This is a genomic window from Mucilaginibacter sp. UYCu711 (assembly GCF_050433825.1).
Lineage (GTDB): Bacteria > Bacteroidota > Bacteroidia > Sphingobacteriales > Sphingobacteriaceae > Mucilaginibacter.
On sequence record NZ_JBNPWM010000010.1, the window covers coordinates 281,160 to 304,000 of the forward strand.

General features: G+C 40.4%; 20 protein-coding genes. 3 read left to right on the forward strand and 17 right to left on the reverse strand.

Annotated elements, in window-relative coordinates; all coding sequences use genetic code 11:
• Positions 1 to 90: 90 nt before the first annotated feature.
• From ABIB50_RS21190 to ABIB50_RS21260, 15 genes are all read right to left on the reverse strand, one after another.
• Positions 91 to 993 (reverse strand): RteC domain-containing protein, encoded by a 903-nt coding sequence (locus ABIB50_RS21190; RefSeq protein WP_429383041.1) that lies wholly within the window; start codon positions 991 to 993, stop codon positions 91 to 93.
• Between the two features lie 181 nt (positions 994 to 1,174).
• Positions 1,175 to 1,492, reverse strand: a complete 318-nt coding sequence (locus ABIB50_RS21195; RefSeq protein ID WP_429383043.1) for a response regulator transcription factor — start codon at positions 1,490 to 1,492, stop codon at positions 1,175 to 1,177.
• 297 nt (positions 1,493 to 1,789) lie between these two features.
• Positions 1,790 to 2,446 (reverse strand): TetR/AcrR family transcriptional regulator, encoded by a 657-nt coding sequence (locus tag ABIB50_RS21200; RefSeq protein ID WP_429383045.1) that lies wholly within the window; start codon positions 2,444 to 2,446, stop codon positions 1,790 to 1,792.
• A gap of 177 nt (positions 2,447 to 2,623) precedes the next feature.
• Positions 2,624 to 3,493, reverse strand: coding sequence for an AraC family transcriptional regulator (locus tag ABIB50_RS21205; protein WP_429383047.1), 870 nt, complete (start codon positions 3,491 to 3,493; stop codon positions 2,624 to 2,626).
• 28 nt (positions 3,494 to 3,521) lie between these two features.
• On the reverse strand, positions 3,522 to 4,586 hold the full coding sequence (locus tag ABIB50_RS21210; protein WP_429383048.1) for an IS110 family transposase: 1,065 nt from the start codon (positions 4,584 to 4,586) through the stop codon (positions 3,522 to 3,524).
• Positions 4,587 to 5,358: 772 nt separating this feature from the next.
• The gene (locus ABIB50_RS21215; RefSeq protein WP_429383050.1) at positions 5,359 to 5,505 is read right to left on the reverse strand and encodes a hypothetical protein; all 147 of its coding nucleotides are present in this window, start codon (positions 5,503 to 5,505) and stop codon (positions 5,359 to 5,361) included.
• A 153-nt stretch (positions 5,506 to 5,658) separates the two neighbouring features.
• Positions 5,659 to 6,246 carry a peroxiredoxin family protein gene (locus ABIB50_RS21220; protein ID WP_429383052.1) on the reverse strand — a complete coding sequence of 196 codons (588 nt, stop codon included), beginning with the start codon at positions 6,244 to 6,246 and terminating at the stop codon, positions 5,659 to 5,661.
• A 24-nt stretch (positions 6,247 to 6,270) separates the two neighbouring features.
• A complete protein-coding gene (locus tag ABIB50_RS21225; RefSeq protein WP_429383054.1) occupies positions 6,271 to 7,653 on the reverse strand; it encodes a RagB/SusD family nutrient uptake outer membrane protein in 1,383 nt (460 codons plus the stop codon).
• Between the two features lie 17 nt (positions 7,654 to 7,670).
• Positions 7,671 to 11,123, reverse strand: coding sequence for a SusC/RagA family TonB-linked outer membrane protein (locus tag ABIB50_RS21230; protein ID WP_429383055.1), 3,453 nt, complete (start codon positions 11,121 to 11,123; stop codon positions 7,671 to 7,673).
• A 317-nt stretch (positions 11,124 to 11,440) separates the two neighbouring features.
• Positions 11,441 to 12,583, reverse strand: coding sequence for a FecR domain-containing protein (locus ABIB50_RS21235; protein WP_429383057.1), 1,143 nt, complete (start codon positions 12,581 to 12,583; stop codon positions 11,441 to 11,443).
• Positions 12,584 to 12,708: 125 nt separating this feature from the next.
• The gene (locus ABIB50_RS21240) at positions 12,709 to 13,278 is read right to left on the reverse strand and encodes an RNA polymerase sigma factor (RefSeq protein ID WP_429383058.1); all 570 of its coding nucleotides are present in this window, start codon (positions 13,276 to 13,278) and stop codon (positions 12,709 to 12,711) included.
• A 175-nt stretch (positions 13,279 to 13,453) separates the two neighbouring features.
• Positions 13,454 to 15,508 (reverse strand): conjugal transfer protein MobC, encoded by a 2,055-nt coding sequence (mobC, locus tag ABIB50_RS21245; RefSeq protein ID WP_429383060.1) that lies wholly within the window; start codon positions 15,506 to 15,508, stop codon positions 13,454 to 13,456.
• Positions 15,509 to 15,537: 29 nt separating this feature from the next.
• Positions 15,538 to 16,791, reverse strand: coding sequence for a relaxase/mobilization nuclease domain-containing protein (locus ABIB50_RS21250; RefSeq protein WP_429383062.1), 1,254 nt, complete (start codon positions 16,789 to 16,791; stop codon positions 15,538 to 15,540).
• Positions 16,776 to 17,183, reverse strand: coding sequence for a mobilization protein (locus tag ABIB50_RS21255; RefSeq protein ID WP_429383063.1), 408 nt, complete (start codon positions 17,181 to 17,183; stop codon positions 16,776 to 16,778). The genes ABIB50_RS21250 and ABIB50_RS21255 overlap by 16 nt, the downstream gene beginning before the upstream one ends.
• A gap of 188 nt (positions 17,184 to 17,371) precedes the next feature.
• Complete coding sequence (locus ABIB50_RS21260; protein ID WP_429383065.1) at positions 17,372 to 17,527, reverse strand: hypothetical protein; 156 nt, start codon at positions 17,525 to 17,527, stop codon at positions 17,372 to 17,374.
• Positions 17,528 to 17,773: 246 nt separating this feature from the next.
• On the opposite strand from ABIB50_RS21260, the gene ABIB50_RS21265 reads away from it, so the two are divergent.
• Positions 17,774 to 18,076, forward strand: coding sequence for a hypothetical protein (locus ABIB50_RS21265; RefSeq protein ID WP_429383066.1), 303 nt, complete (start codon positions 17,774 to 17,776; stop codon positions 18,074 to 18,076).
• A gap of 2 nt (positions 18,077 to 18,078) precedes the next feature.
• Here ABIB50_RS21265 and ABIB50_RS21270 read toward each other — a convergent pair whose 3' ends face one another.
• Entirely contained in the window at positions 18,079 to 19,482 is a 1,404-nt protein-coding gene (locus ABIB50_RS21270) for a tyrosine-type recombinase/integrase (protein WP_429383068.1), read from the reverse strand.
• Between the two features lie 109 nt (positions 19,483 to 19,591).
• Between ABIB50_RS21270 and ABIB50_RS21275 the strand changes: the two genes are divergently transcribed.
• Complete coding sequence (locus ABIB50_RS21275; protein ID WP_429383070.1) at positions 19,592 to 20,830, forward strand: phage integrase SAM-like domain-containing protein; 1,239 nt, start codon at positions 19,592 to 19,594, stop codon at positions 20,828 to 20,830.
• 207 nt (positions 20,831 to 21,037) lie between these two features.
• Positions 21,038 to 22,540, forward strand: a complete 1,503-nt coding sequence (locus tag ABIB50_RS21280) for a Fic family protein (RefSeq protein WP_429383071.1) — start codon at positions 21,038 to 21,040, stop codon at positions 22,538 to 22,540.
• 13 nt (positions 22,541 to 22,553) lie between these two features.
• Here ABIB50_RS21280 and ABIB50_RS21285 read toward each other — a convergent pair whose 3' ends face one another.
• Positions 22,554 to 22,763 carry a hypothetical protein gene (locus ABIB50_RS21285; protein ID WP_429383073.1) on the reverse strand — a complete coding sequence of 70 codons (210 nt, stop codon included), beginning with the start codon at positions 22,761 to 22,763 and terminating at the stop codon, positions 22,554 to 22,556.
• Positions 22,764 to 22,841: the final 78 nt, after the last annotated feature.

Sequence of the window (22,841 nt, forward strand, 5' to 3'; positions counted from 1 at the left end):
CGCTCCATTGCAGCAGGCTTTTGTTACCCCAAAATTGCCTGGATCGCGAACCCTAATCCGGCAGTCCCCAAAAGCGGCGAAACTTTGCAATTACTCGCCTGATTTTGAACTTGTTCTGTTAGCCCTCCGCAACACATTTGGCCTGAAAGCGTTGGCGTTATCAATATGCTGACGAATCGCATCCCGCATATTATCAGTAAAACGGGTCTGGCTGACCAGCTTCCTCGCCTTGATTTCATCAAACCTGCGGGTATGCCTGGCCAGATCAATATCCAAACTCTGGCCCAGCCAATACATAATGTCCGCTAAAGAGGCATCGCCTTTATTCAACTGGCCGGATAACCAGATTCCGTAACCCAACTCTATCGCGTTCACCTGGTCGCCTGTCCATTTTAATGGTTCGCCACCTTTTCCGGGCCGTGCGAAAGCTACCCTTTTCGCCTTCCCAATATTGGCAAGTTCATGGGCGATATATTCCTGCAACATTTCATAGGCTTTGAACCTGGCAAACAGGTAATCGCCGCTGGTAGAAAAGGTGCTGTCCAGTTCCGGCACTTCGGGGATCAGTACACTCTGGACAGCTACACCCCGAACGAAATACAGCTCGTCCAGTTCATCACCACCCAACCGGTAGTACTGGTATAAAAACGGATGTTCCTTAAATGCCCTTTGCGCAAAGCGCAGTTCATCCAGGTAATAAGCGCGCTTGGATTCATCATCACCGCATGGCAGGCCCGTAACCAGGTTGTACAAAGCCACCTCGAAAATGTAATGGTAATAGAACTGAGGTTTTATATTCTTGAAATAGGATGCTTCTTCCTGAGTATCCTTAAAAGGGTGGTCGGTAATAAACTGCAACTGGCGTTGCAGGAATTTCCTGATACAAACCAAAGCCGCTTTCATCCGGTCTAATGGTTCAGGGTGTACCGTTACTATGGTTGTTAATTCATCTTCCATCAGCAGGAGTTCCTGCTTTGCATACGATCTTAGCATAAGTAAACACATTGAGGTAATTGCGCTTCGCCTGCCGCAACCGAGCGGCAGTTTCAACAAAGCAACGATGGGTATCTATTGATCCATAGGCTTAATTATAGCCCAAAGGTGATGGTAAGAGGAATGTTTAACAATAGGGATTTGCCTGAAATTTGAAGTATCAGGGAATGTCTTACTCTATTCAGGAATGGTCGTAGAGACGTTTATAAAGACTAATAATATTTCGCACACCAACCTTGGCATAAACACTACGCATATGTGAGTCAATCGTCTTCTCGGAAATATGTAAGGTTTCTGCAGCTGACCTGTAGGTATGTCCGGCCAAAATAAGCGGCACCACTTCCATTTCACGGGTGCTTAGAGAAAAAAGAATACAGTTTTTTTCAAAAATTTCTTCTTGTGCGACCAGGCGTTGAAGTTTAAGCCTTTTTTTATCCGCAGCATTTTTCTTTAATATTTTTAGGATAATCACCAACAGGATGATTGTAACTACGGTCATTATCAACATTATCCAAAACCACAACATAGGCAATAATCTTTAGCGTTATAAATATGATTATAGCAAAAACGCGGGCTATGAATGCTCAGGCCTTTGAAGGTACCGCTAAGTAACCCGGAGAGCCATGAACAAGCACGCCCGCGTTTAAGCGGGCATTGCACTTGCTCTTGGCTCTCCTTTTAAAAATTAGCGGTTTTTCAAAGGCCAAAGACGGTGAATGCGAATGTTGATTATATGTAATGAAACGTATCTCTGTGTTGTAATGTCATTTTTTAATCCTCCGTAAATATAGGTAAACTAATTTTTTGCGTTCATATTTTTATCGTCATCTTGCCAAGCCCACTCCAATATCTGTTCAATCGCCGTTTTAAATTCCGCCCTGTCTTTTGCTTTATTAATATCCATACCACTTACAGTGCTTTTATTATAGCGACCATGAAGTGTCAAATAATAAATCCCACCCAGCAACAACGCAATGACAGCGCGAAAATTAACATTGGTCTTTTCAAAAAATGGATCGGTTAATTTTAGCAACTTTTCACCTTCAATTTCCCGACTTTCCGAGATAGATTTTAACAAAGGGTTAGCTTCACTGATTTGCCAAAGAATAATTTGCTGCATTTCTTTGTTATCAAAAAATCGCCTGAAATTTTCCAGCATGATACATTTAATCAAATCGGCAAGTTCTTTTTTATTAGTATAGTCACGTAACTGCCCCTCCATTAAAACTGGTGGCCAGTAGTCTATTTTATTGATATACGCTTTTTCAAGTTCTTTTAAGGTTTTGAAATGGTAGCGGATAATATTTTTATCCTTACCAATTAAGGTAGTGATGTTTTTAGTAGTTAATCCGCGGAAACCCTTTTCCGCCAAAACTTTTCCGACAGAATTTAACAAGTCGTTTTGGGTCTGTTCACTGTCCCTGATTTTAATAACTTTCGGTTTAGTTGGCATTTTATTTAGTGACTTTGGGTATCAGTATGTTATATTCATTTTTTGAAGCTTATTATTCATATCTAAATGTTGTACTGCTTATAACTCCCCTTAATTCCCTTAAAGGGGAGTTATAAGGCAAACAATTTAAATATCCATTATTTCAAATTTCCCTAATTAACATACATTAAATCATTATCAATCTGTCCTATTTTGTTGTAAGTCGTGCATCCGCTTACGAAACATAGATGGTGTCATTTTCTTTTCTTTCCTGAAAAAATAGGAGAAGTGTGCGTTATCGGCAAAATTGAGTTCAATAATGATTTCCTTAATCAGCATATTGGTGCCCCCCAATAAAGCCTCACATTCCGTCAGTAGACGGTCAGCGACTAACCGCTTAACCATCTTACCAAAATGCTTTCGTGTAATCTCGTTTAGCTTCCTGGCAGGTAAGCCCAAAGCCCGGCCATAAAAGGGTGCGTCACGCTCCGTATGAAAATTTGCATTAATAAGTACTCTTAACTTTCTTATAAGATCAACCTGCGGGTTGTCCTGAATAGGATTTGGATTTGTAAATAATCGGTTGGTTTGAAAGAGTAAAAGAGATAATTCGATATTTAAACTACGTCCGAAAGGTTCATTTAATGCATCTTTTGCCGTTAAAGGAATAAGCACCTGAAACACCGCCGTAACAGATTCGTTTAAAATTACAAATGGCTGCCGGTTAAAATAATCAAAAAGCCCATTTTGCTCATCAAGCGGGTTGGAACGCAGATAATCGTCTAATAAAGTTTGTTTGAATAAGATAATATAGCCATCCTCTGGATATTTAAGCATTTGATGAACATGCCCCTCGTGCATAAAAAAAACAGTCCCTGGTAGCAGGTCATAATTACAATAATTGATTCGATGATAGCCTTTTCCTTTGATTGTCCAAAACAACATATAAAAGGAATGGCGGTGGGTTTGGTAAGAAGAGGATGACGGTAATTCGCTCAACTTGACAACCTGGACCGGGAAATCATTAAGCATTTTTTGAAACGGTACACGACCTAAATCACCTGCCATATTTCTTGATTATATGTTCTTTTCAGCTTTAAATCAACCCATCATTGACTGTTTCAAGATTCTTTTGAGTTATGCCATGAGTGGGACGTTCGTAATTTTTTATGTAGCATCTATCTTGGCTCAAACAAGCGAAAATTCGTAGCACCAATTTAAAACGGACAGCATTCACGACCGACATTTTAGGTTTCCCTTCCTCTGTTTTACGGATAAAATAGGCTTTAATTTCAGGATTACACCGAATTGCCCCGAGCGCACATAAATGTAATAATGCCTTTATCTCTTTATTGGCTATGTGGGAAACCCTGGGTCTGTTTTTATGAAGTCCTGATTCATCACGAAAAGGAGCAATTCCTGCATAACAGGCAAATTTCTTTGCATCGTTAAAATCTCGCAATTCATTCGTGGCAATCACAATCTGAAGCGCAGTTATCTGCCCTATGTTTGGAACAGAGGTAATGATCGTGTTTATGTGCCGTAATTTATCGTCATCTTTCATCACCTGCATAATAGCTTCGTTCACCCGCACTAAATCCAGTTGAAGGGCTTTCAAACTATCGATTGATAGGGTGGTCACTTGTATCTGAATGCTCTTTTTGATAAAAGACTGCTGCTCTTTAAGTGGTGTTCTTAAAGCTTTGATCGTGGCAACAAGCCGCTTTCTCAATGCAGACAAATAGGCTAATTGGTCAATCACCGGCCTTCGGGGGGCTTTTAGCACCAATTCGTGCCGATTCTTGTAAGCATAATTAGCGATACGCATTGAATCTATTTTGTCGTGTTTGCCACGTATCTTTCCCAATGAATTTAAAATCTGCAAGGGATTTTCCCGCACAACATTGGTCTGGAACTTTTTCAACGTCGAAAGCAAATGATTGCAATAAATTCCAGTAGCCTCCATGCAAAACACAGCCCTGGTCATCACGAACTTTGGTAATACTTTTAATTCATTTACAAGGGCCAATATATCGTCAGGTTGATTTTTAATTTCCCGATGAAATAAAAAATTACTGCCTGCCATCACCGCAATATCAAGCTTGTTTTTTGAAACATCGATGCCGATGAAATAAGTGTAATTTATAGGTTTAACATTCATGATTTTTAAATAAAAAAAACGGCACGGCTTACCCACAGATTTGACTTCTTCCTTGATTTCCGGTTAATGCCCCATACCGAACATGGATAAAAAAACAACGGCATGGATTACGTCTTTTGTTAGGTCTTCATCCTCAGACTACGGGTAATGTGCCATGCCGTTATAAGTTCAGATACTACACAATACATCATCTAAGAAAATCCTAAGTGTCCGGATAATGCGCCATGCCGTTAGATTGTTACAAAAGGTAAACGGCAAGTGCTTCAGTCCTAAAATAGGTTTTAACCCTTACGGCGTATTAAGCCCTCTTGCTGTTAATTTTTTTACAGTAATTATTAAAAATAAACAGCAAGTGCTTCAGTCATAAAATAGGTTTAAACCCTTACGGCCTATTAAGCCCTCTTGCTGTTTATCTTTTAATAATTAATTCAAATTCTATAACAAAAAACAGCAAGCGCTTCAGTCATGAAATAGGTTTTAATCCTTACCGCTTATTAAGCCCTCTTGCCGTTTATCTCTTAACTGTTATTCAAAAAAACAGCAAGCGCTTCAGTCATGAATTAGGTTTTATTCCTTACCGCATATTAAGCCCTCTTGCTGTTTCGATTTGTAATTTGTGCTTATAAATAATAGGTCCCGGATATCTGTAATTTTGAAACGCTTCAATTGATAGGCTGGTCGTCATCGTAAGAATTTAAAAAGGCCCGCCGCTCCATCAGCGGGCGCTTTATCATTAATTAACTATTATTTTTCTCATAACTGACATGAAAAACTAAAAGAACAGGGAGTATTTTAAAAAAAACCCATCCAGCTCGTCATGGCCCTGGATGCGGTTCCAGATCATTTTTATGATTATATACAACAAGACAATAATAAACAGCGCGAAACCAGCGAATATGCAGTTATCTGTAATATCCATTGGTGACTAAAAGGTTCGGCTTGCTTCATCTTCTACTACTGATGTCCTTAGGACAACTTATAACGTTGATCAGATTTTCAACATTCGTAGCTATTTTAATAGGAAAATTGTCCCAATTTCAAAACCACAATAGCGTATTCTTTGTATTCTACTTTACATGTGTAGAGTTAGATAACTGACCAAACTTTCAGGCTGATGATCAGGACGAGGGGGATCAGTTGAAAGAATTTCGCCGTTTACTCCAATTACTAATAATTGCGGGTATGAATTCTTAGGTACACATTTCCTTATGAAATCATTCTTTGACCCAGTTCCTCCGGTGAACAATGTTATTGTGCCATCTGCCGGTCGGTATTTTCCCGCCCAGGGGTTGACTTTTGACTTTTTCCGTTTCCCAATACTTAATTTCCACATTTTCGAATCTTTATCTACGCATAAGCTGACAAAAGTTATATTTTCATTTTTTAGCTGTTCGTGAACTATTTTCAAACCGTTATTACATTCTATACATGCCCCGCAGCCGGAATACCAAATATCAACCACAACTAACTTTCCACTAAAATCTGATAGACGAACATCTTTATTCAGTTGGTCTTTAAAAACAAAATTTGTTAAAGTGGTCGTATCCGTTTTAGTGAAAGATTCGCTAACGCAACGGGTCATTTTTTGTCCGTTAAAACTTGAAAAAGAAAAATTAGTAATGCCAATGGCCATAAGACCCGTTAAAAGAATATTTTTCATAATAATTATTAAAAAATTGATTTCTTACCTATTGTTTTGTTGTATACCTGACAGCGCAATTACATCGGGGGGAATGGGTAAAACGTAACGGGGATCATTTGGAGCCAATACATACACGTTTCCATTTAAGCTTCTCGTCAGCGTAATATTAAAACCTTCCTTATTTAAACGTCGGATATCATTCCAGCGAAGGCCACGCATAACAAGCTCCTTTCTTCGCTCTGTTAAGATGGTATTTAGTAAAGTAGTGCCGGATAGGTTTACAAATGGGATATAAGTTCCCGTTTTATAACGATTAGACAAAAGTGCGTTCAGATCATTTAAGGCTTTGTCATTCTTTCCCGCTCTTGCATAACATTCGGACCTGTTTAAATATAATTCGTCCGTGGCGATTTCGTTAGATACGTTTCTGCCCCCTGAATAGCCCCCCTTTTGATTGATCGTAGTGCCGTTGATCGAAAAGTAGACAGCCTTTCGTAAATCGTTTGATGAATAGGAACGGTAAAGTAAAGTATCAATCGAATATCCAACTGATTTAAATATTGAAATGGTTGGCGTGCTGCCAACCAAATAGTTGTTGTAAAGTATCTCATCATTGATGAGCGGAAATGGAGATCTTGACGTTTTGCTTATTTGATTGTAATCAATCAAGGTATTGTGCAGTAATAACGCACTATCTGCGTATAGACCTGCCTGTTCATAATTCCTCATATTTAAATAAATACGAGACAGAAATCCATAGGCTGCAGCCTTAGTGGGGCGGTTAAAGTAATTTTTCACGTAATCAACACTTAACAACGATTTGGCTTTTATAATGTCAGATATGATCTGGTCGTAGGTAGCTTGCAAAGTTGCTCTTGTTGAAGCAGCATTTATGTCTGCCGTTAAGCGTATTGGAATTCCTAAATCTGAACCAGCGGTATTTTTGTCATATGGGAGAGCGAATACCTGCGCTAGATCGAAAAATATAAACGCCCTCATAAACAGTGCGCTGCCTTTAATATTATCATAATCCGCACCGTTTGCCGAATTTCTTTCTATCTTATTTAATTGCTCCAGTACAACGTTAGTAGTCAAAATTTCGGCATAGGGAGCATTCCAATCGGCAATTTGCCCATTCCCTGCAAAAATATCTTTCGCCCAGATATAAGAATTTGCCTGATAAGGCACCACTAAACTGCTCCAGGCAGTTGAGGACAGGTAGTAATCATCAGCGGATAGCTCGCCTAAGACCGGGCTCCGGTTAATATCTTGTGTATTATCCAAAAGCAATTGCAGATCACTCAAAGAGCTTGGCACGTTTAGATTCGTTGCCGGTTTTTTATCCAGGAAGGACTTTTTGCAACTCAGCATAAGTGAGATTGAACACATTAAGAGTCCGAATATTATATAGGTAAGTCTTTTCATCTTTATGATATTAAATTTTAAAAACTGGCTTTTAGTCCTAAAGCAAAAGTTCTGGGGTTTGGATATATAGCATTTCCGTTTGGGACATAGTCTGGGTCTACACCATCTTTATTTGCCCGCCAAAGAATGCCAATGTTATTGATGTAAGCATATACCCGGATATTTGAAAATGGCAGCTTGGTGAATTGCTGTTTATTAATATCATAGCTTATGCTAATGTCCTGTAACCGGACATGATCACCTTTGTCTACCAATACGCTGGAAAAATAATAAACCTGGTCTCTTAAATCATTACCGGGATAGGTCAATGATGGTACATTGGTTTTTGTTTCATCCCCGACCTTTTGCCATCGGCCTTCAAAATCCTTGTCAGAGAAATTTGCGTCACCCGCGAAAAGCCGGCTGTAGTTTATAGAAGGCCGTCTAAAATAATACCCAAACTTATAGGTAATGTTAACGGACAGCGTGAGCTGTTTCCATGAAAAATCATTTCTTATACTCCCAAAAGTGGTAGGGTTCGTAGTACCCTGATATTTAAGGTTGGCTAAGTTCGTGGAGTTATAAATGCCAGAATAGTCTTTACTTAATTTGCCATCTAAATAAACCTGGGGATCACCTGTTGCATCAAGTCCGCCCCATTCAAATCCATATAAAGAATATAAAGGATTACCTACGATTGGATTGATGCTGGAACTGAGTGCATTGTCGACACTCGAAGGTTTCAGAAGATATTTGGTTACCTTATCTGTAGAATGACTTAACAAAAATGAAGTATTCCATTTGAAAACTCCGTTAACGTTTATAGTATTTAAAATAATATCTATTCCTCTGCCGGTCATATCGGCTGAATTGCCTGTAAAAGTGCTTACACCCGTGGTTGGATCGACCAAACTGGTTCCAATCAGATCCGTGCCTCTTTTGATGTAGTATTCCAAACTGCCGCTTAGAACATGACTAAATGCGAAATCTGCGCCGAAATTCGTGATATTTACCTTTTCCCACTTTAGCTGGGGATTTGGCGGGTTTGATAACGTTGAGTAAGGTTGCTGGTAATTATTAATGGTTTGAGGATCAATAGTTGCTGTCACCAATGAAGATAATGAGTTATCTACATTTCCCTGATAGCCATTGGTTACCCTTAGCCGTAGGTACGGAAGCCAGTTTAAATGATAAAACTTCTCTTTATTTAAATCCCAGCTCGCTCCTAATGACCATAGTGGTATCCCTTTTTGATTGGTATTTACGCCAAATATGTTAGCTTCATCCTTTCTTGCGCTTCCGGAAAACACATAGCGACCTTTCAAAGTATAGGCGATATTAGTGAAATACGAGACGAACCTGTTGGTCGTGCCTAAATGTGAGAGGTTGGAACTTATATTGCTGACTGAATAAGTTGGCATTAATAAATAAGTAGTTTTATAATCTATTGCTGCACTTGAACCTAAATCGTCGTAGCCATATATCCTGTTACTGGTATAATTTGTAGTGATGTCCCGGACTTCGATACCAGCTAAAGCCGATAAGCTATTACCATTATTCCATTCATGTTCATAATTAGTTTGGGCACGGATATTTTGAGAGATTGAAGATTGATATGCCTGGTCTAATATACTGCCTGTAGGAACGGGTCTGGTGTAGGTATTAGATGACGGATCATATTGCGTGAACTGATTAATGTAATTTCTTGTATAATAACTTTGCGCATCATAAAAGGATTTTTGATCGGAATTTCCCTGATCGTACTGGTATTGAACGGATGCATTTAGTCCTTTAAAGAAGCTGTAGCGTACTGCGGCATTGATCCTATATTCAGTCAGGGTAGCGGAATTGTCATTCAGCGCAAGTTCATCAAGTGGGCGGTAATTCCAGTTTAATAGATTGCCATGCCCAGCTGTGTCGATATAGCCTTGTCTGTATTGATAAGGTACGTTAGTTGCATTTCCATTTTGGTCTTTAAGTTTGACGTAGGGATAAGGAAATCCTAATGAATTCAATCCGTTATTATCGGCTTTGTTCTTTGTAAAATATACATTGGTTGTTACTTCGAGCTTTTTATTTAAAAGGGTGTAAGTATTAGATCCATTTAAACTTATACGGTCAAAGTCATTACGGTTAAGGTTATTTAAGTTTTTATCGAAGCCGGAGCTAAAGTAATACAGGTTGTTATTTCCGCCACCTGAAATATTAATATTGTATTGCTGATTAACGGCCTTTCTATAAAGGTATTTTACCACATCATCGCGCGTATCCTGTCCTTTATAGCGATTAATAGCTGTTGCGGAATCTGATGATGATATTAATCCGCTCCTTCTTTTATCAAGGATGTCAACTACTGGAGATACGACAGGAAAGGATGTACTTGTTAAAGCGTTATCATAAAAACCCTGTTTAAATAAATATTGTTCAACATCGATATAATGTGTTGATGAAAGTTGTGGCGCATATCGTAGATCCGGCTTGTTTCCAATAGTTAGGTTACTATTGATTTCAACTTTTGGTGCCTGATTAAATTTGCCTTTTTTTGTTGTAATTACGATTACTCCGTTACCTGAAAATGCGCCCCATATTGATGCTGCTGCGGCATCCTTTAAAACTGTAATAGATTGTACATCATTAGGGTTTATTGAAGATAGGTCCCCGTTGTATGGAAAGTTATCGATGACTATCAATGGATTGGGATTCGCGAAAATTGTACTTCTGCCTCGAATTGTGATTGCTGAAGAGTTATCTGTAACACCATTAGTGTTCTTGTTAAAAATCAATCCACTGGTTACTCCATCCAGCCGGTCTATAATGTTCGTTCCGACACTTCGATTTAATAGTTTATTGTCAACATAGACGAAGCTTCCTGTAGCTCGTTCTTTTGCAACTGTTTGATAACCTGTACTCACCACTACTTCATTCAGCCTACTAACCGCTTCGTACAACACAACATTCTGGACCGCCATATCATCCGTCATCGAAAACGTATAGATATTGTAACCAATAAAACTCACCACGATCTGATCACCAGCATTCCCGTCCAGCGAAAACTCCCCGTTCTCATTCGTTAAAACCGCCTTATTGTTATTCTTATTCTTTACCGTAGCACCGGGCAAAGGCTTGTTTAACGAATCTGTAACTCTACCCGATATTTTCACGGGTGCAACAGGCTTGACCACAGTCGGCGCTGAAACCTTCCGTTTCAACAAAATATTCTTATCCACCATCTTATAACTCAGCGGCAGATCCTTCAGACATTTATCCAAAGCCTCGGTAACCGGCACGTTATTCACATCCACACTAATCGTTAAATTCTGCACATCCTTACCCGTGTACAGGAAAACATAACCGGTTTGTTTTTCGATGTTATGCAACACCTTTTCCAAAGGGACATGGCTCTCTTTGAGCGTAACCTGGCCCAACACTACAGAAGCGCTGGCCTGTAGCAAGCCGATCATTAAAAGAAGGGTAATTAAGTTGATCCGCATCAAGATACTTTTTAAGGACGGAAGATTCCGGGTGAAAACAGGGCCATTCGGCAGAGATCGCTGGGGAGGGGGCCATGCCTCCGGCTTTGCCATCGTAATCGCGTTTAAATTCATTAGATTTGCAATGTTTGGGTTAATACAGAAAATAGTTCACCAATTGTTTTTTATCCCGATCCGTCGGGAAGGGTTAACCCGGATATTTCCGCAGGAGTCTTCGACCACTCCTGCGGTTTTTTCTTTTGTAACCGTTTGTCTCTTTTGTTCTTTTGTAAGCTTAAGCCATAGGCAAATTTGTGTTTTAAGGGTTAATCAATCTATCAGGGTGTTACAATTATTTTCTTTTGGCTTCCGCTTCCTTCGATCCGGAAATTCACATTGAAGTATTTGAGGATGTCCAGCACCTGCGAAGCATTCACATTCCGGTGCAGCTTACCATTGAATACCGTTTGCGGCATCTTTCCTTCATATTCGACCTGCACATCATACCAGCGTGATAACTGGCGCATCACTATTGGCAAATCCGTATTCTTGAACTGGAACAGGCCGTTTTTCCAGGCTACGACTTCTTCCGTGTCTACATTTTTAACCATGATATTTCCCGCATCCGCGATAGTGGCCTGTTCACCCGGTTTGATAACGGCCATCCGGCTACCCTTAGTGACACGCACACTACCTTCCAATAAAGTGGTTTTCATACTCGGCTCATCATTATAGGCATTGATATTGAAATGCGTACCCAATACCTCCACCGTCAGCCCGTTAGATCTTACCCGGAATGGCATCGCCTTATTATGCGCCACCTCGAAATAAACTTCGCCGGTAATAGCTACCGCACGGTCTTTACCTTTAAAAGCCGTAGGAAATGTGATCGAGGAAGCGGCGTTCAGCCAAACATGGCTGCCGTCGGGTAACATTACCTGGTATTGACCACCACGTGGGGTAGTGATGGTGTTGTAAGCGAGTTTAGGAGTGGCGTTGTCTTTACCAAATTGAGCGTCATAAGCTACTTGGCCGTCGGCTGTTTTATTGATCGCCGTATTACCTTGGGCGGCAAGCTGGCCGTTCTTGGCACCTGTTAAAATAATCCGCTGCCCGTTAGCCAGCGTTAACACCGCTTTATTGCTACCCGGCTTAATATCGTTTTTGGCCATTAAAGCCGCAGGCTGTGGCTGGTGTTTGTTTTGCTGATAAAAATAAAAGCCCAATCCGAGGAATACCAGGATCGACGCGGCGGCGGCGACACGCGGCCATAATCGGATGACTTTGGGTTGGGCATCGGGATCAGGCGGTAAGCCTGCCGTGATCTGTGCATTGCGCACATCGTAATCGGGCAATTCCGGCAAATCTTTTTGCCGGGCAGCTAATTGGTTATACCAGGTTTCGACCTGTGCCTGTTCTTCGGGTGTGCATTCACCCACAAGGTATTTGTCGATCAGTGCTTTGGCGTTTTTTTGATCCATTGTTTGGTAATAGCTGTCCCTTTTTGTATGATGACGCACAACCGGGCCACAAGTGGTACGCGGTTTGAAAAAAATTTAATAATAATTTAAGGTAGAGTTTATAGGGAGAAGTCTGGGTCCTCTGATCAGAGCAGCAGGGTAAACAAAAAGGCATCCAGCTTCAGGCGAAGCGTCTTCATAGCCTTGTAGATTTGTTTTTTGACGGTTTCATCCGCAATGTTCAGTTCCTGCGCGATCTGGCTATGGGAAAGACCTTCCTTGCGGCTGAGTTCAAATACCTCCCGCATTTTTGGGGGCAACTTGCTGATCTCCATTTCGATCTGTGCCGAAAACTCCCGGTAGCGTACCTGTTCGTCGGTTACCATTTCACCTTTTTCAATAATAGTGACCAAGGAATCCAAATAGCTTTCGTGTACTTTACTGTGGCGGATGCTGCTGACGATACGGTTTCGTACCGCGGCATATAAATATGCCTTGATAGAAATGTTAATGTTGATTTCAGCGCTTTTGATCCAGATGGTGGTAAATACGTCCTGTACAATATCTACCGCGGCGTCCTCGTCCTGCAACATCTTGCGGGCATGATGGAATAAAACGGTCCAGTAACGCTTGTAGAGTTCGGTGAACGCAGCATGGTTTCCCGACTTTAATAAGTCAACCAATTCCTGATCCGAAGGAGTGCTTTGCGTTGCCAAGAGCGTGTATTCTTAAAACGAATTTAACAATAATTGAACGCAAAGTAAATAAATGGTTGAAATTAAAGGGTTAGAAAGTGTTAAAATCAAATTTTCACTGCTAAATGATTAAAAATCCGCAAAAACTTTCGTGATTATTTACCAATTCGTAAATCAGTGGGTAGACGGATTGTAATTACATAGAAACTGAGCGATGATTGCCCTTATCTTCCGCAACCTCGTTTAAAATTTCATTCGCCTGCCGCACTGCTGATGCTGCACCCAGCTCTGCTTCGGCTTCATTCCGCGCCTTGATCATCTCCAGTTCAACGAAGAACAGGTTATTGATCTCATCTTTGATCCTGGCATACGTCTCCTGTATTTCCGTTGCTGATACATTTTTAATTACCGGAATAGGCCTGTAATTATCTTCCTCCCGCTTGATCACTTCATGATCGTTCTGTATTTCACTATGGAAAACTTTCAGGTTAATTTTATTATTAGGATCATCGGCAACCATGCCGACAAATTCGCCGGAGGACAAAGCCGCTATTTTGGAAACAGGTATGGCATAATCCAACTGTTTTGACTTACTGGTTGATGTATCCTCGCTGGTGATACTGATACTCGTCCTGTCCTGCATGATCTTACCAAAGCGCTCTGAAAGCTGTTTAGCAGTATCTCCGCTGACCTGCCCGCTGATCACATTACCCACAATATTCATAATTACCTCGGCCTGGTCATGCCCGTAATCCTTTTTTAACTGGCTCAAATCCTGTACCGCTAAGGTGGTTGCCACTTTATTACTACGGGCAGTTGCGATCACGCTGTCGATATTATTAAAAAATATGGTTGGGAACTCGTCAAAGATCAGGCTGCTTTTGAGCTGGCCTTTACGGTTGACCAGTTTGATCATGCGGGAAATATACAGTGAAAGTACAGCCCCGTAGACCTGTAGCTTTTGCGGGTTATTCCCTACGCAAACGATCTTGGGTTCATTTGGATTGTTTACATCCAGTGTAAAATCGTTGCCAGACAATACATAATATAGTTGCGGTGATGATAACCGCGCCAGGCCAATCTTGGCACTGGCGATCTGCCCTTCCAATTGTTCTTTCGCGCCATTTTTAAATGCGGACACAAAAGGATTGATCAATACTTTGATCTCTTCTTCCTCTTGCAACACAGCAAACAAAGGATCGTAATCGGCCTGCATCAGTTCTATCACATGAGGTAAGGTACAATACCGGCCATTTTTATACCTGCGCAAATACCAGATAATAGCGGTTAAGAAATTAATAGGGCTTTCCACGAAAAAATCACCCTGCTTTTTAATCCAGTCCCTGTTCAAGCCCAGCATAATGGTGCGGCTGGCTTCGGTCGCATCCGTAATATCATCCATGCCCGCAGGATCGAGCGGGTTACAGCGATGGGTTCGGTTCAGGTCGTCAAAGTTGATGATGTAAAAATTGGGCTTAACCTTGTAGTTACCATGATACTTTAACAGTTTGTTGTAGGCGATCTTTGAAAGGTCGTCGTATTTGAAATCATATAAAAACAGGCTTGTTCCTTTCCGAATGTTCTGATCAATGATATGCCGGATCACAAAATAGCTTTTCCCGGCACCGGGGCTGCCCGCCACCAAAAGTCCCCTGTGGGGATTGATATAGTTGATCCAACTATTCCGCACCTCATTTTTAAGCTTATATCTGGCAGGCAGGTTGACGGAATATTCGTTTTCCAATAGCCTTTCCTCCTGGGGAAAGGTTTCGTTCTCCGTATTAAATATATCATTGGTCAATGCCACTTTGATCAGTCGCGATAATAAAGTGCCACCGGTCAGGATCAACAGGTAGCCCGTAGCGGTAAACGCTATATAGGTTAACGTGATAACAGTTGCAGGCGCGGACAAGTAAAAACAAAGCTGGCTGATAAAGTAGATGAACAGTCCGCTTAATAAGTAAGCAATAATGGCACGTTTATCTATCTTTTCATCTTTCCGGCCCTTGGCACCAACTAAAGAAACAAGCAACATTAACAAAGCTGCAAGTTTGGGTTTCCAGATATTATTGAATAAGCCTGTTTTGGCAATATTGCTGACGATACGTGTCGTAATATCTGCGGTAAAGTGCCATTGCTGAAATGCTGCAAAACAGGCGATATAAAAATGTACCGCTAATATAAATATGCTGATCAATCTTGTAAAGTCGATGATCTTGCGTAGTCCCTGTGTATCTTCCCCGGTATTCATATAATGTCCTCCTTTAAAATTTGTTAGTTTTACAGTCCCTTGCCCTGTTCCTGTTTCTTCTTCTTTTTGCGGGTAACGAGCGGCGCACTACCATCCCCGCCTTTACCCATCAGGTTGTTGAGCAGTTTGTCAAATGCCGAAGGTTGCAGGTATTGCTCTGTCGGTTCGTCAGATTTTAAGTACTCCGTTTTCGGCGCGTTTGACAGGTAGGTCGCTTTAGGCTGATCAACGTTGCTGAACCTTTCATTCAATCCTTTTGCGGTATAGGCTTTGCCCAGGTCGCTGCCATTGAAAACCGTTTTATTATAGTTGTCTATAAAAGTTACTCCATAGGTGATGCCCTGCTCATTCTGCCGGAATAGGGCTACAATATTTTGCTTTTGCAATTCCTTAACGAAGGTGCCTTTGGTTATCCCTTTATAATTTCTGAATGCTTTTTCGATATTACTTTTCAGATCTTCTTTAAATGGTTTGCGCTTTTCTTCGTTCTGCGCAAACCTGGCTTCCAGGTTTTTCAAAGTCGGTTTATTATTCAGGCTGCTGGCTTTAAATGGTATTCCGATCTTATTACCCTTCTCGTCCAGTACCGAATAGATCAGCCCCTTCTTTTCAAACATTAGAGAGTCTTCTTTGCCACGGTCTGCAACCACATTGAATTGCTTTAACACTGCATTAAATTCAGGTAACGAAGTGAATTTGTATTGACTGACCACGGCGCTCACGACGTTGGTAATCGCGCGTTTGGTTGGAGTTTTGCCGTAAACGGCTTTTTCAATGCTTATCGGCTTGATCCGGTTAGCCTTATTTATTGCTTTACCGTCCGCCTTAACTAATCCAAACTCAAGTTCTAATTCCTTTCTCGCAGGTTCTGACAATGTTTTACCAATATTGTGCAAACTGATCCGGTTGCCGTCCGCTTCAATATTGGTCGTAACGATATGGATATGTGCATGTGCGGCATCATTGTGATTGTAAACCAAATAAGGCTGGTCGCCGAAACCGATCTTGTCCATGTAAGCTGCTGCGATCTGCTGCATCCTAAGTGTGGCTGGTTTTTCACTTTCATCAAAGTTGAGCATGATATGTACCGAATTGGTTTTAACCCGGTCGTTGAGTTCGGTTAAATGCTGAAAGCGATTCAGCTTGTCGGAAAACTTCAGGTTTTCCAGTTCCGTACCGAACAGGCTGGCCATAATGAGTTGCGCCGCTCCGGCGCTAACCTTGTTTTCATTATAATTGAGCAGCCCCCGGATGCTTTTACCGCTTTTTATTCTTGCAACCATTTCTTTGTTAGTGAGGTAACCAGGATCATCAGGCGGTCTATTTTGCCGTCGATCTCTTTGGAGCGTTCAATTGCTTTTTGTGAATAAAAGGCTTGCCCGGCTTCGTTCCGTGAACTGTTAAAACCACGGGTGAGCTGGTTGATATTGATACCAATGGCTTTAAGTTCCTTTCGGATGCGGCTTAATTCTTCCATTGTACCGGTCAGTGTTACATCCTTATAAAGGCATAGGATCTTTTCTTTGGAAAGTATCTTACGCGCAACTTCGCCGATAGATCTGCAATTGCTGTTGGTTAATAGTTTTTCCAGGCGTTCATAGTTGGCTTTGGTCACCCTGGTGCGCACTACTTTCGTATAAAGTTGTTCCCTGTTATCGGTCTTTGGCCTAGCCATAAATACACATTTTAAAATCCTATGACCGCAAGTTCCGCAGCGGTCATTCCCCGACTGAAAGGAGCGGGCAAGATCCGTTTGTGTAGACAAACGTACATCTTGCCAAACACTGGTGTGTTTGGTCTGCTCCCTTGCGGTCGTTGGTAAAACTTCGTTTTCTGTCTTTGATTAAGCCCTTCGGGCCGCCTTTAATCCTTCTGGTTTTTAGCGATTGAGTTTGCACCTAACGGTGCAAACGGACGCATTGCCGCTCCGACCTTCCGGCGGTTATATACGGTTGATCTGTTTATCCGTGGGGTAACCTTTTGATAGGCTAATTTTCGGATGACTGTGTTTCGTATCATGGCTTGTTGTTTTTGTTAAGCCAAAAGTGAGGGGATGCGGGATGGTAAAATGGGAGTTAAAAGGAATGGCGAAGGTTTATTATTAAGTTATTGGTCTTTAGTGCGTTATGAGTTCTCTTTATGTTAGATACCAAATACCAGCGGTTCTACGGCATTATTCAAAGGGTATTTCAATAAATCACCGCTTTGGGACACTCCGAAAATAAAAGGGTGCTAACGCTGAGGTTTGTAGTTTAACAAGGATATATGTTACCAGAAAAAGTAAAAGAGCAAAATTTGGAGATAGCCGAATTGTTGTTACAAATTGAACGGGGAGAGATACCGGTAAAGCTGATCGTCCAACGGTTAGTGGAACTGATCGTCAAGCTGGATGCAAAAGAACGGAAATTAGAGGGGCTGATCAATTCAATACCTATGCTTTCCGATATTACCAAAAAGATCAGCGAGATACATACGCTGCACTTCCCGACAAAGCATTTAGAAAAGAAATCCCAAAAGGAACGGTTTATGGCCGAAATCCTTTTGGGATCAGTGAGGAAAAAGAAATAGCCTTATATAGCAGGGATCAACTTATCGGATTGTACGAATTTTAACAGGTCTTTCAGGTAGGTTTCCGTTTCTACCAAACTGCTATGCCGGTTGGCAAAGCATATTTCGGCCAGCGTCCAGCCCGCTTTAAATTTTTTGACATTGGAAAAATGCTTGAAAGAATACAATGTATAATTCTTATCCTTTAGTTTTAAAGCTTTAAGGCATTTTTGGAAACGGTCATAAGGCGTATTTTCGCCGATCTTCTGTTCGGCTATGATAGTGTCCGGGGATCCTAATAGAAAATATTCCCTGGGGTATTTTGGAATGGCAAGTTTATCCAGCTCTTTCCTTAAACTCACATCAATATGCACCGGCAGTGATTTTTTATTCTTGGCAATGGATGCGGGTATTGTGATCGTGCTGCTTTCTAAATTGATAAATTTTAATTGCAGGTAACGCAACTCTTTAGGCCGGATACAGGTGTAATAGATCATCCTGACGAATAGCAGGCAATAAGGATCGTTAGCCTGAAGCCAGTCTATGATTGCTTTAAAATCGTCGTCGGAAAATACCTGATGGGATTCGGTCGCTAATTTCCGTCTTGTTTCTGTATCCGTTACCGGGTTAACCTCGATGTATTTGTTCTTTTTAAGGTAGCGGAAATAATTATTCAGCGAAATACGGGCATTATTATAGGTTACACCCATCCATTTTTCAGTTCGTTCGTGTTGATCTAAAAATTGGGTGATCTCGAAATCGGTAATCTCGGTTACCTTTTTATGTTCGCCATAATAGGCCATAAACATTTTAACTTTTGATAGATACGATTGAATGGATTTTTTGCGGGTTCCTTTTGCCTGGTGGTAGGCTTCGAAAAGGTTTTTGCCTTCATCAAGAGAAAGGGAAACGATCTGCCGCTTTAGTTTGTCATTGCTTCTTTCGTCAATGGGGCTCCAACCGCCGTCTAAGGCTTCTATGTACGTTTCTAAGAGTTGATTGAATAGGTGTTGTTTTTCTTTTGGTTCTTTTACCCTGTTCAAATTCTTGCTGAACCTGAACCGCTCCATGTTTTTGGTTGCCGGGTCGTAAAAGAAAAATTCGATGTACCAGCTTTGCTTGGCTTCCTCGCGGGCTTTTGTAGAGCCTTTCGGAACCTGATCGATCTTTTTTCCCTTGAATAATTTGGGGGTTGTGTAGGTGATTTCTGCCGTTCTCATGGCCCCGAAATTGGGGGTCTGCGGCAGAGTTTTGTCAGAGTAAGCACCTGGTGAGTAGCTAAATAACTGATTACCAGGTGCATTAAGTGTCTGAGTGGAGAATATCGGAGTCGAACCGATGACCTCTTGCATGCCATGCCTGATTTTCGACGTTATTTTAAATTTTGCAGTTTGTAAATTTATTTCTATATTTATGATTAACAGCATGTTATATAAGTTTTAGTGAGTTTGCTTAATCAGAATTAGACACAACTTGTTGTACCTATGTTGTACCCAATATTAAAACCCCTTGCACTAACTAACGGCCCCTTGCATTATGTCAATTTCAACTAAGGTTATTTTACGCACAAATAAAGTGCTGACCAATGGAGAATATCCAATTATGTTAAGAATCACGATCAACAGGCAAAGCCAATTCGTGACGACCAAAAAATCAAGCAATCCCGAACATTGGGATCATATATCAGGGTGCGCTAAGAAATCTCATCCTGATTTCAAGACTATTAACCTATTGTTGAAAAACATCACTTCTAAAATTGATCTCTACCTACTGAATGCGGGTGAGGAGGAGACGGTGGTTAGTTTTGACGATGTTAAACAATTTGTTCTAAAACTAACAAATACAGATAAGGATATTAAAGCCAAATCTCTTTTTAGCTTTTTCGAGGCAGAGATCAAAAGACTAAAAGTTGAAGAAAGGTTAGGTTATGCTGAAACTTACCAATCGACCTTAAATTGTCTAAAAAGGTTTACCGAAGGTAAGGATCATGCTTTTGTAAATATGCAACTCGATTTTTTAAAGAAGTTTGAGGCATACCTGTTAGGGCGGAATTGTGCGGTAACCACACGGAGCGTTTATTTCCGTACTTTCCGTACAGTGTGGAGAACAGCGATCAGTGATAAAATCTGTCCGGAAAAACATTATCCTTTTAAAGATTTTGCATTTTCAAAGTATAACAATCCACGTACAAAAAAACGCGCTATCACGAAAGCTCAAATAGATAAGATCGCAGAAGTGGAAATTGATGCTAAGGACGATGCCGTACTGAACTCGCGCAATTACTTTTTATTTAGCTTTTATTGCAGGGGCCTAAACTTTACAGATTTGGCCAGTTTAAAATGGGGCAATGTCAAAGATGGCGAATTAAATTATTTCAGGGCCAAAACCAAAGAGGAATTTCAGTTTAAATTACATCCTGTTGCACTGAAGATGCTGGCTTATTACCGGAACCTGGAGGGCAATAGCGATGCTGGTTATATCTTTCCGATCTTATACAAAAGGCACATGACCGCACTCTCCATTCGTGACCGGAAAAAGAAAATATTAAAAAGGGTAAATAAGGATATTAAAGAATTAGCTAAATCTGTTGGCATTGAAAAAAATGTAACGACATACGTAGCCAGGCACTCTTATGCAACCGCTTTACGAGTAAACGGCATGTCCAAAGAAATGATAGGACAATCATTAGGACACGAGGATACTAAAACGACCGACATTTATTTAGATGATATAGGTGATCCTGTAATGGATGATCTTATCAACTCTATAATTTAAAATGGCAGGCAGTGCCTGCCATTTTAAGGCAACCTTAATCATTTTACAGTAGTTAACCTAGTTATTAAATCATAATACCTTAGGCAGTCCTGAATTACAGTAGTATTTTACTGATTTCTGCTAAAACATTGTATTGATAATTGTTTTACCGTACATTTATATAATTATAATTATAATACAGTATAAAAATCAATTTTACAGTAGAATATGGCATTAAAAACTGTAGGGAATTTATGGCTCCGGGAGCATTTTAATCTTAAAAAATACCGCTTAACACATAACTCTTATATAGGGAACAATGAGAAAGTGGAACTAAACGCTCAAGGTGAGGTAAGTCAAATTTACGGTAGAAAATATATACCGGACGAAGATACGCCTTTAGCACATGTCGTTTTTTCCTTAAAATATGATGATTTAGATCTTCCATTTCTAAAAGCGGTTTTCAATCAGCTCAGCCCACAAGAAATTATAGATTTCATTTCGGTATCCCCATCAGGCAAGTACGCACGTAAAATCGGATTTTTATATGAATTTCTTTGTGGTATAGTATTAGACTTACCTTACCTTATTTCAGGTAATTATACCGATCTACTGGAGGAACCCGAATATATAACAGGCCGCACCATAAAAGATAACCGCTGGAGGATCAATAATAATTTATTAGGTACTTTTTTATTTTGCCCGGTAATCAGAAGAACGACCGTTTTAAATCAACTATTAAGCACAGACATTAGATCGCAGATCGAAAACCTAAAGGCAAATTATTCGGCAGATGTTTTTCGGAGGGCCACCAATTACCTGTATAGTAAAGAAACCCGCTCCTCCTATGAAATAGAAAAGGAAAAACCATCGGCAGAGCGGATGAACCGATTTATTGCGCTATTAATGCAAGCCGGCAGAGAGCCGAGCGAAAAAATGCTTAGTGAAGCAAGTTTGACCACATTACAAAATTCGATTGTTGACCCCCGCTTTACTTCTCCAGGCTTTCGCGATTTTCAAAACTATATTGGCCAGTCGCTACCTTATGGCAATGAACTAATCCATTATATCTGTCCGCCACCACAATATTTGGCTTCATTAATGGATGGGCTAAAGATAGCCGCAGATAAAACCGAAGGTACATACCCTATCATAAGAGCGGCATTGGTCGCTTTTGGATTTGTGTTTATTCATCCATTTGAGGATGGAAACGGAAGATTACATCGTTTCCTGATACACGACATGCTGGTTAAGGATGGCGTGGTGCCAGATGGTTTAATTATTCCTGTATCCGCGCACATGCTCAACAACATGCAGGAATATAACAGTGCTTTGGAACAATATTCAAAGCCGCTAATTCAACAAATCAGTTACACCAAAAAAGCGGATGGAACATTAGAGGTCACTAATCCCGAAGAAGTCGAAGCTTATTTTCGTTATCCCGACCTGACAGCGCAATGTGTGTTTTTAGCCCAAACCATACAGGAAACGATTAACCAGGATATGCCGGAAGAGTTAAAGTTTATACAGCACTACGACGAATTGAAACGGGAGTTGCAGAACATTGTTGATATGCCGGATAAAGATATTAATTTGATGATTATGTTCTTACATCAAAACAAGGGCGCGTTCCCTAACAGGCGGCGCAAAGATTTTGCTAAGTTGACTGAAGAAGAAATTGTCAGCATGGAAACAGCCTACAAGGACATTTTTAATGACAACGATAAATAAAATTCTCATTGATTCATTTCTTAAAATTAGCTTTAGCTTTTTTTATTTCTTCCAATAAATCATCAGAACAATTTTCAAAGGTAACAGCACCATTATCTGACACTATATATTTTACACCGTTATCATCAAGTTTTTTAACAAGTTCTTCACCTATTGAATGTACCAATAAAATTCTGTCCTTATTTTCGTTTAACCAGTCCTCAAATTCAAATACAGTTCCCATATATTATATATTTGTTTGCTAAATTACGGATTTATAGGGACAAATAAAGGCATAGTGCTTTTTGGTAGTGCCTAAATT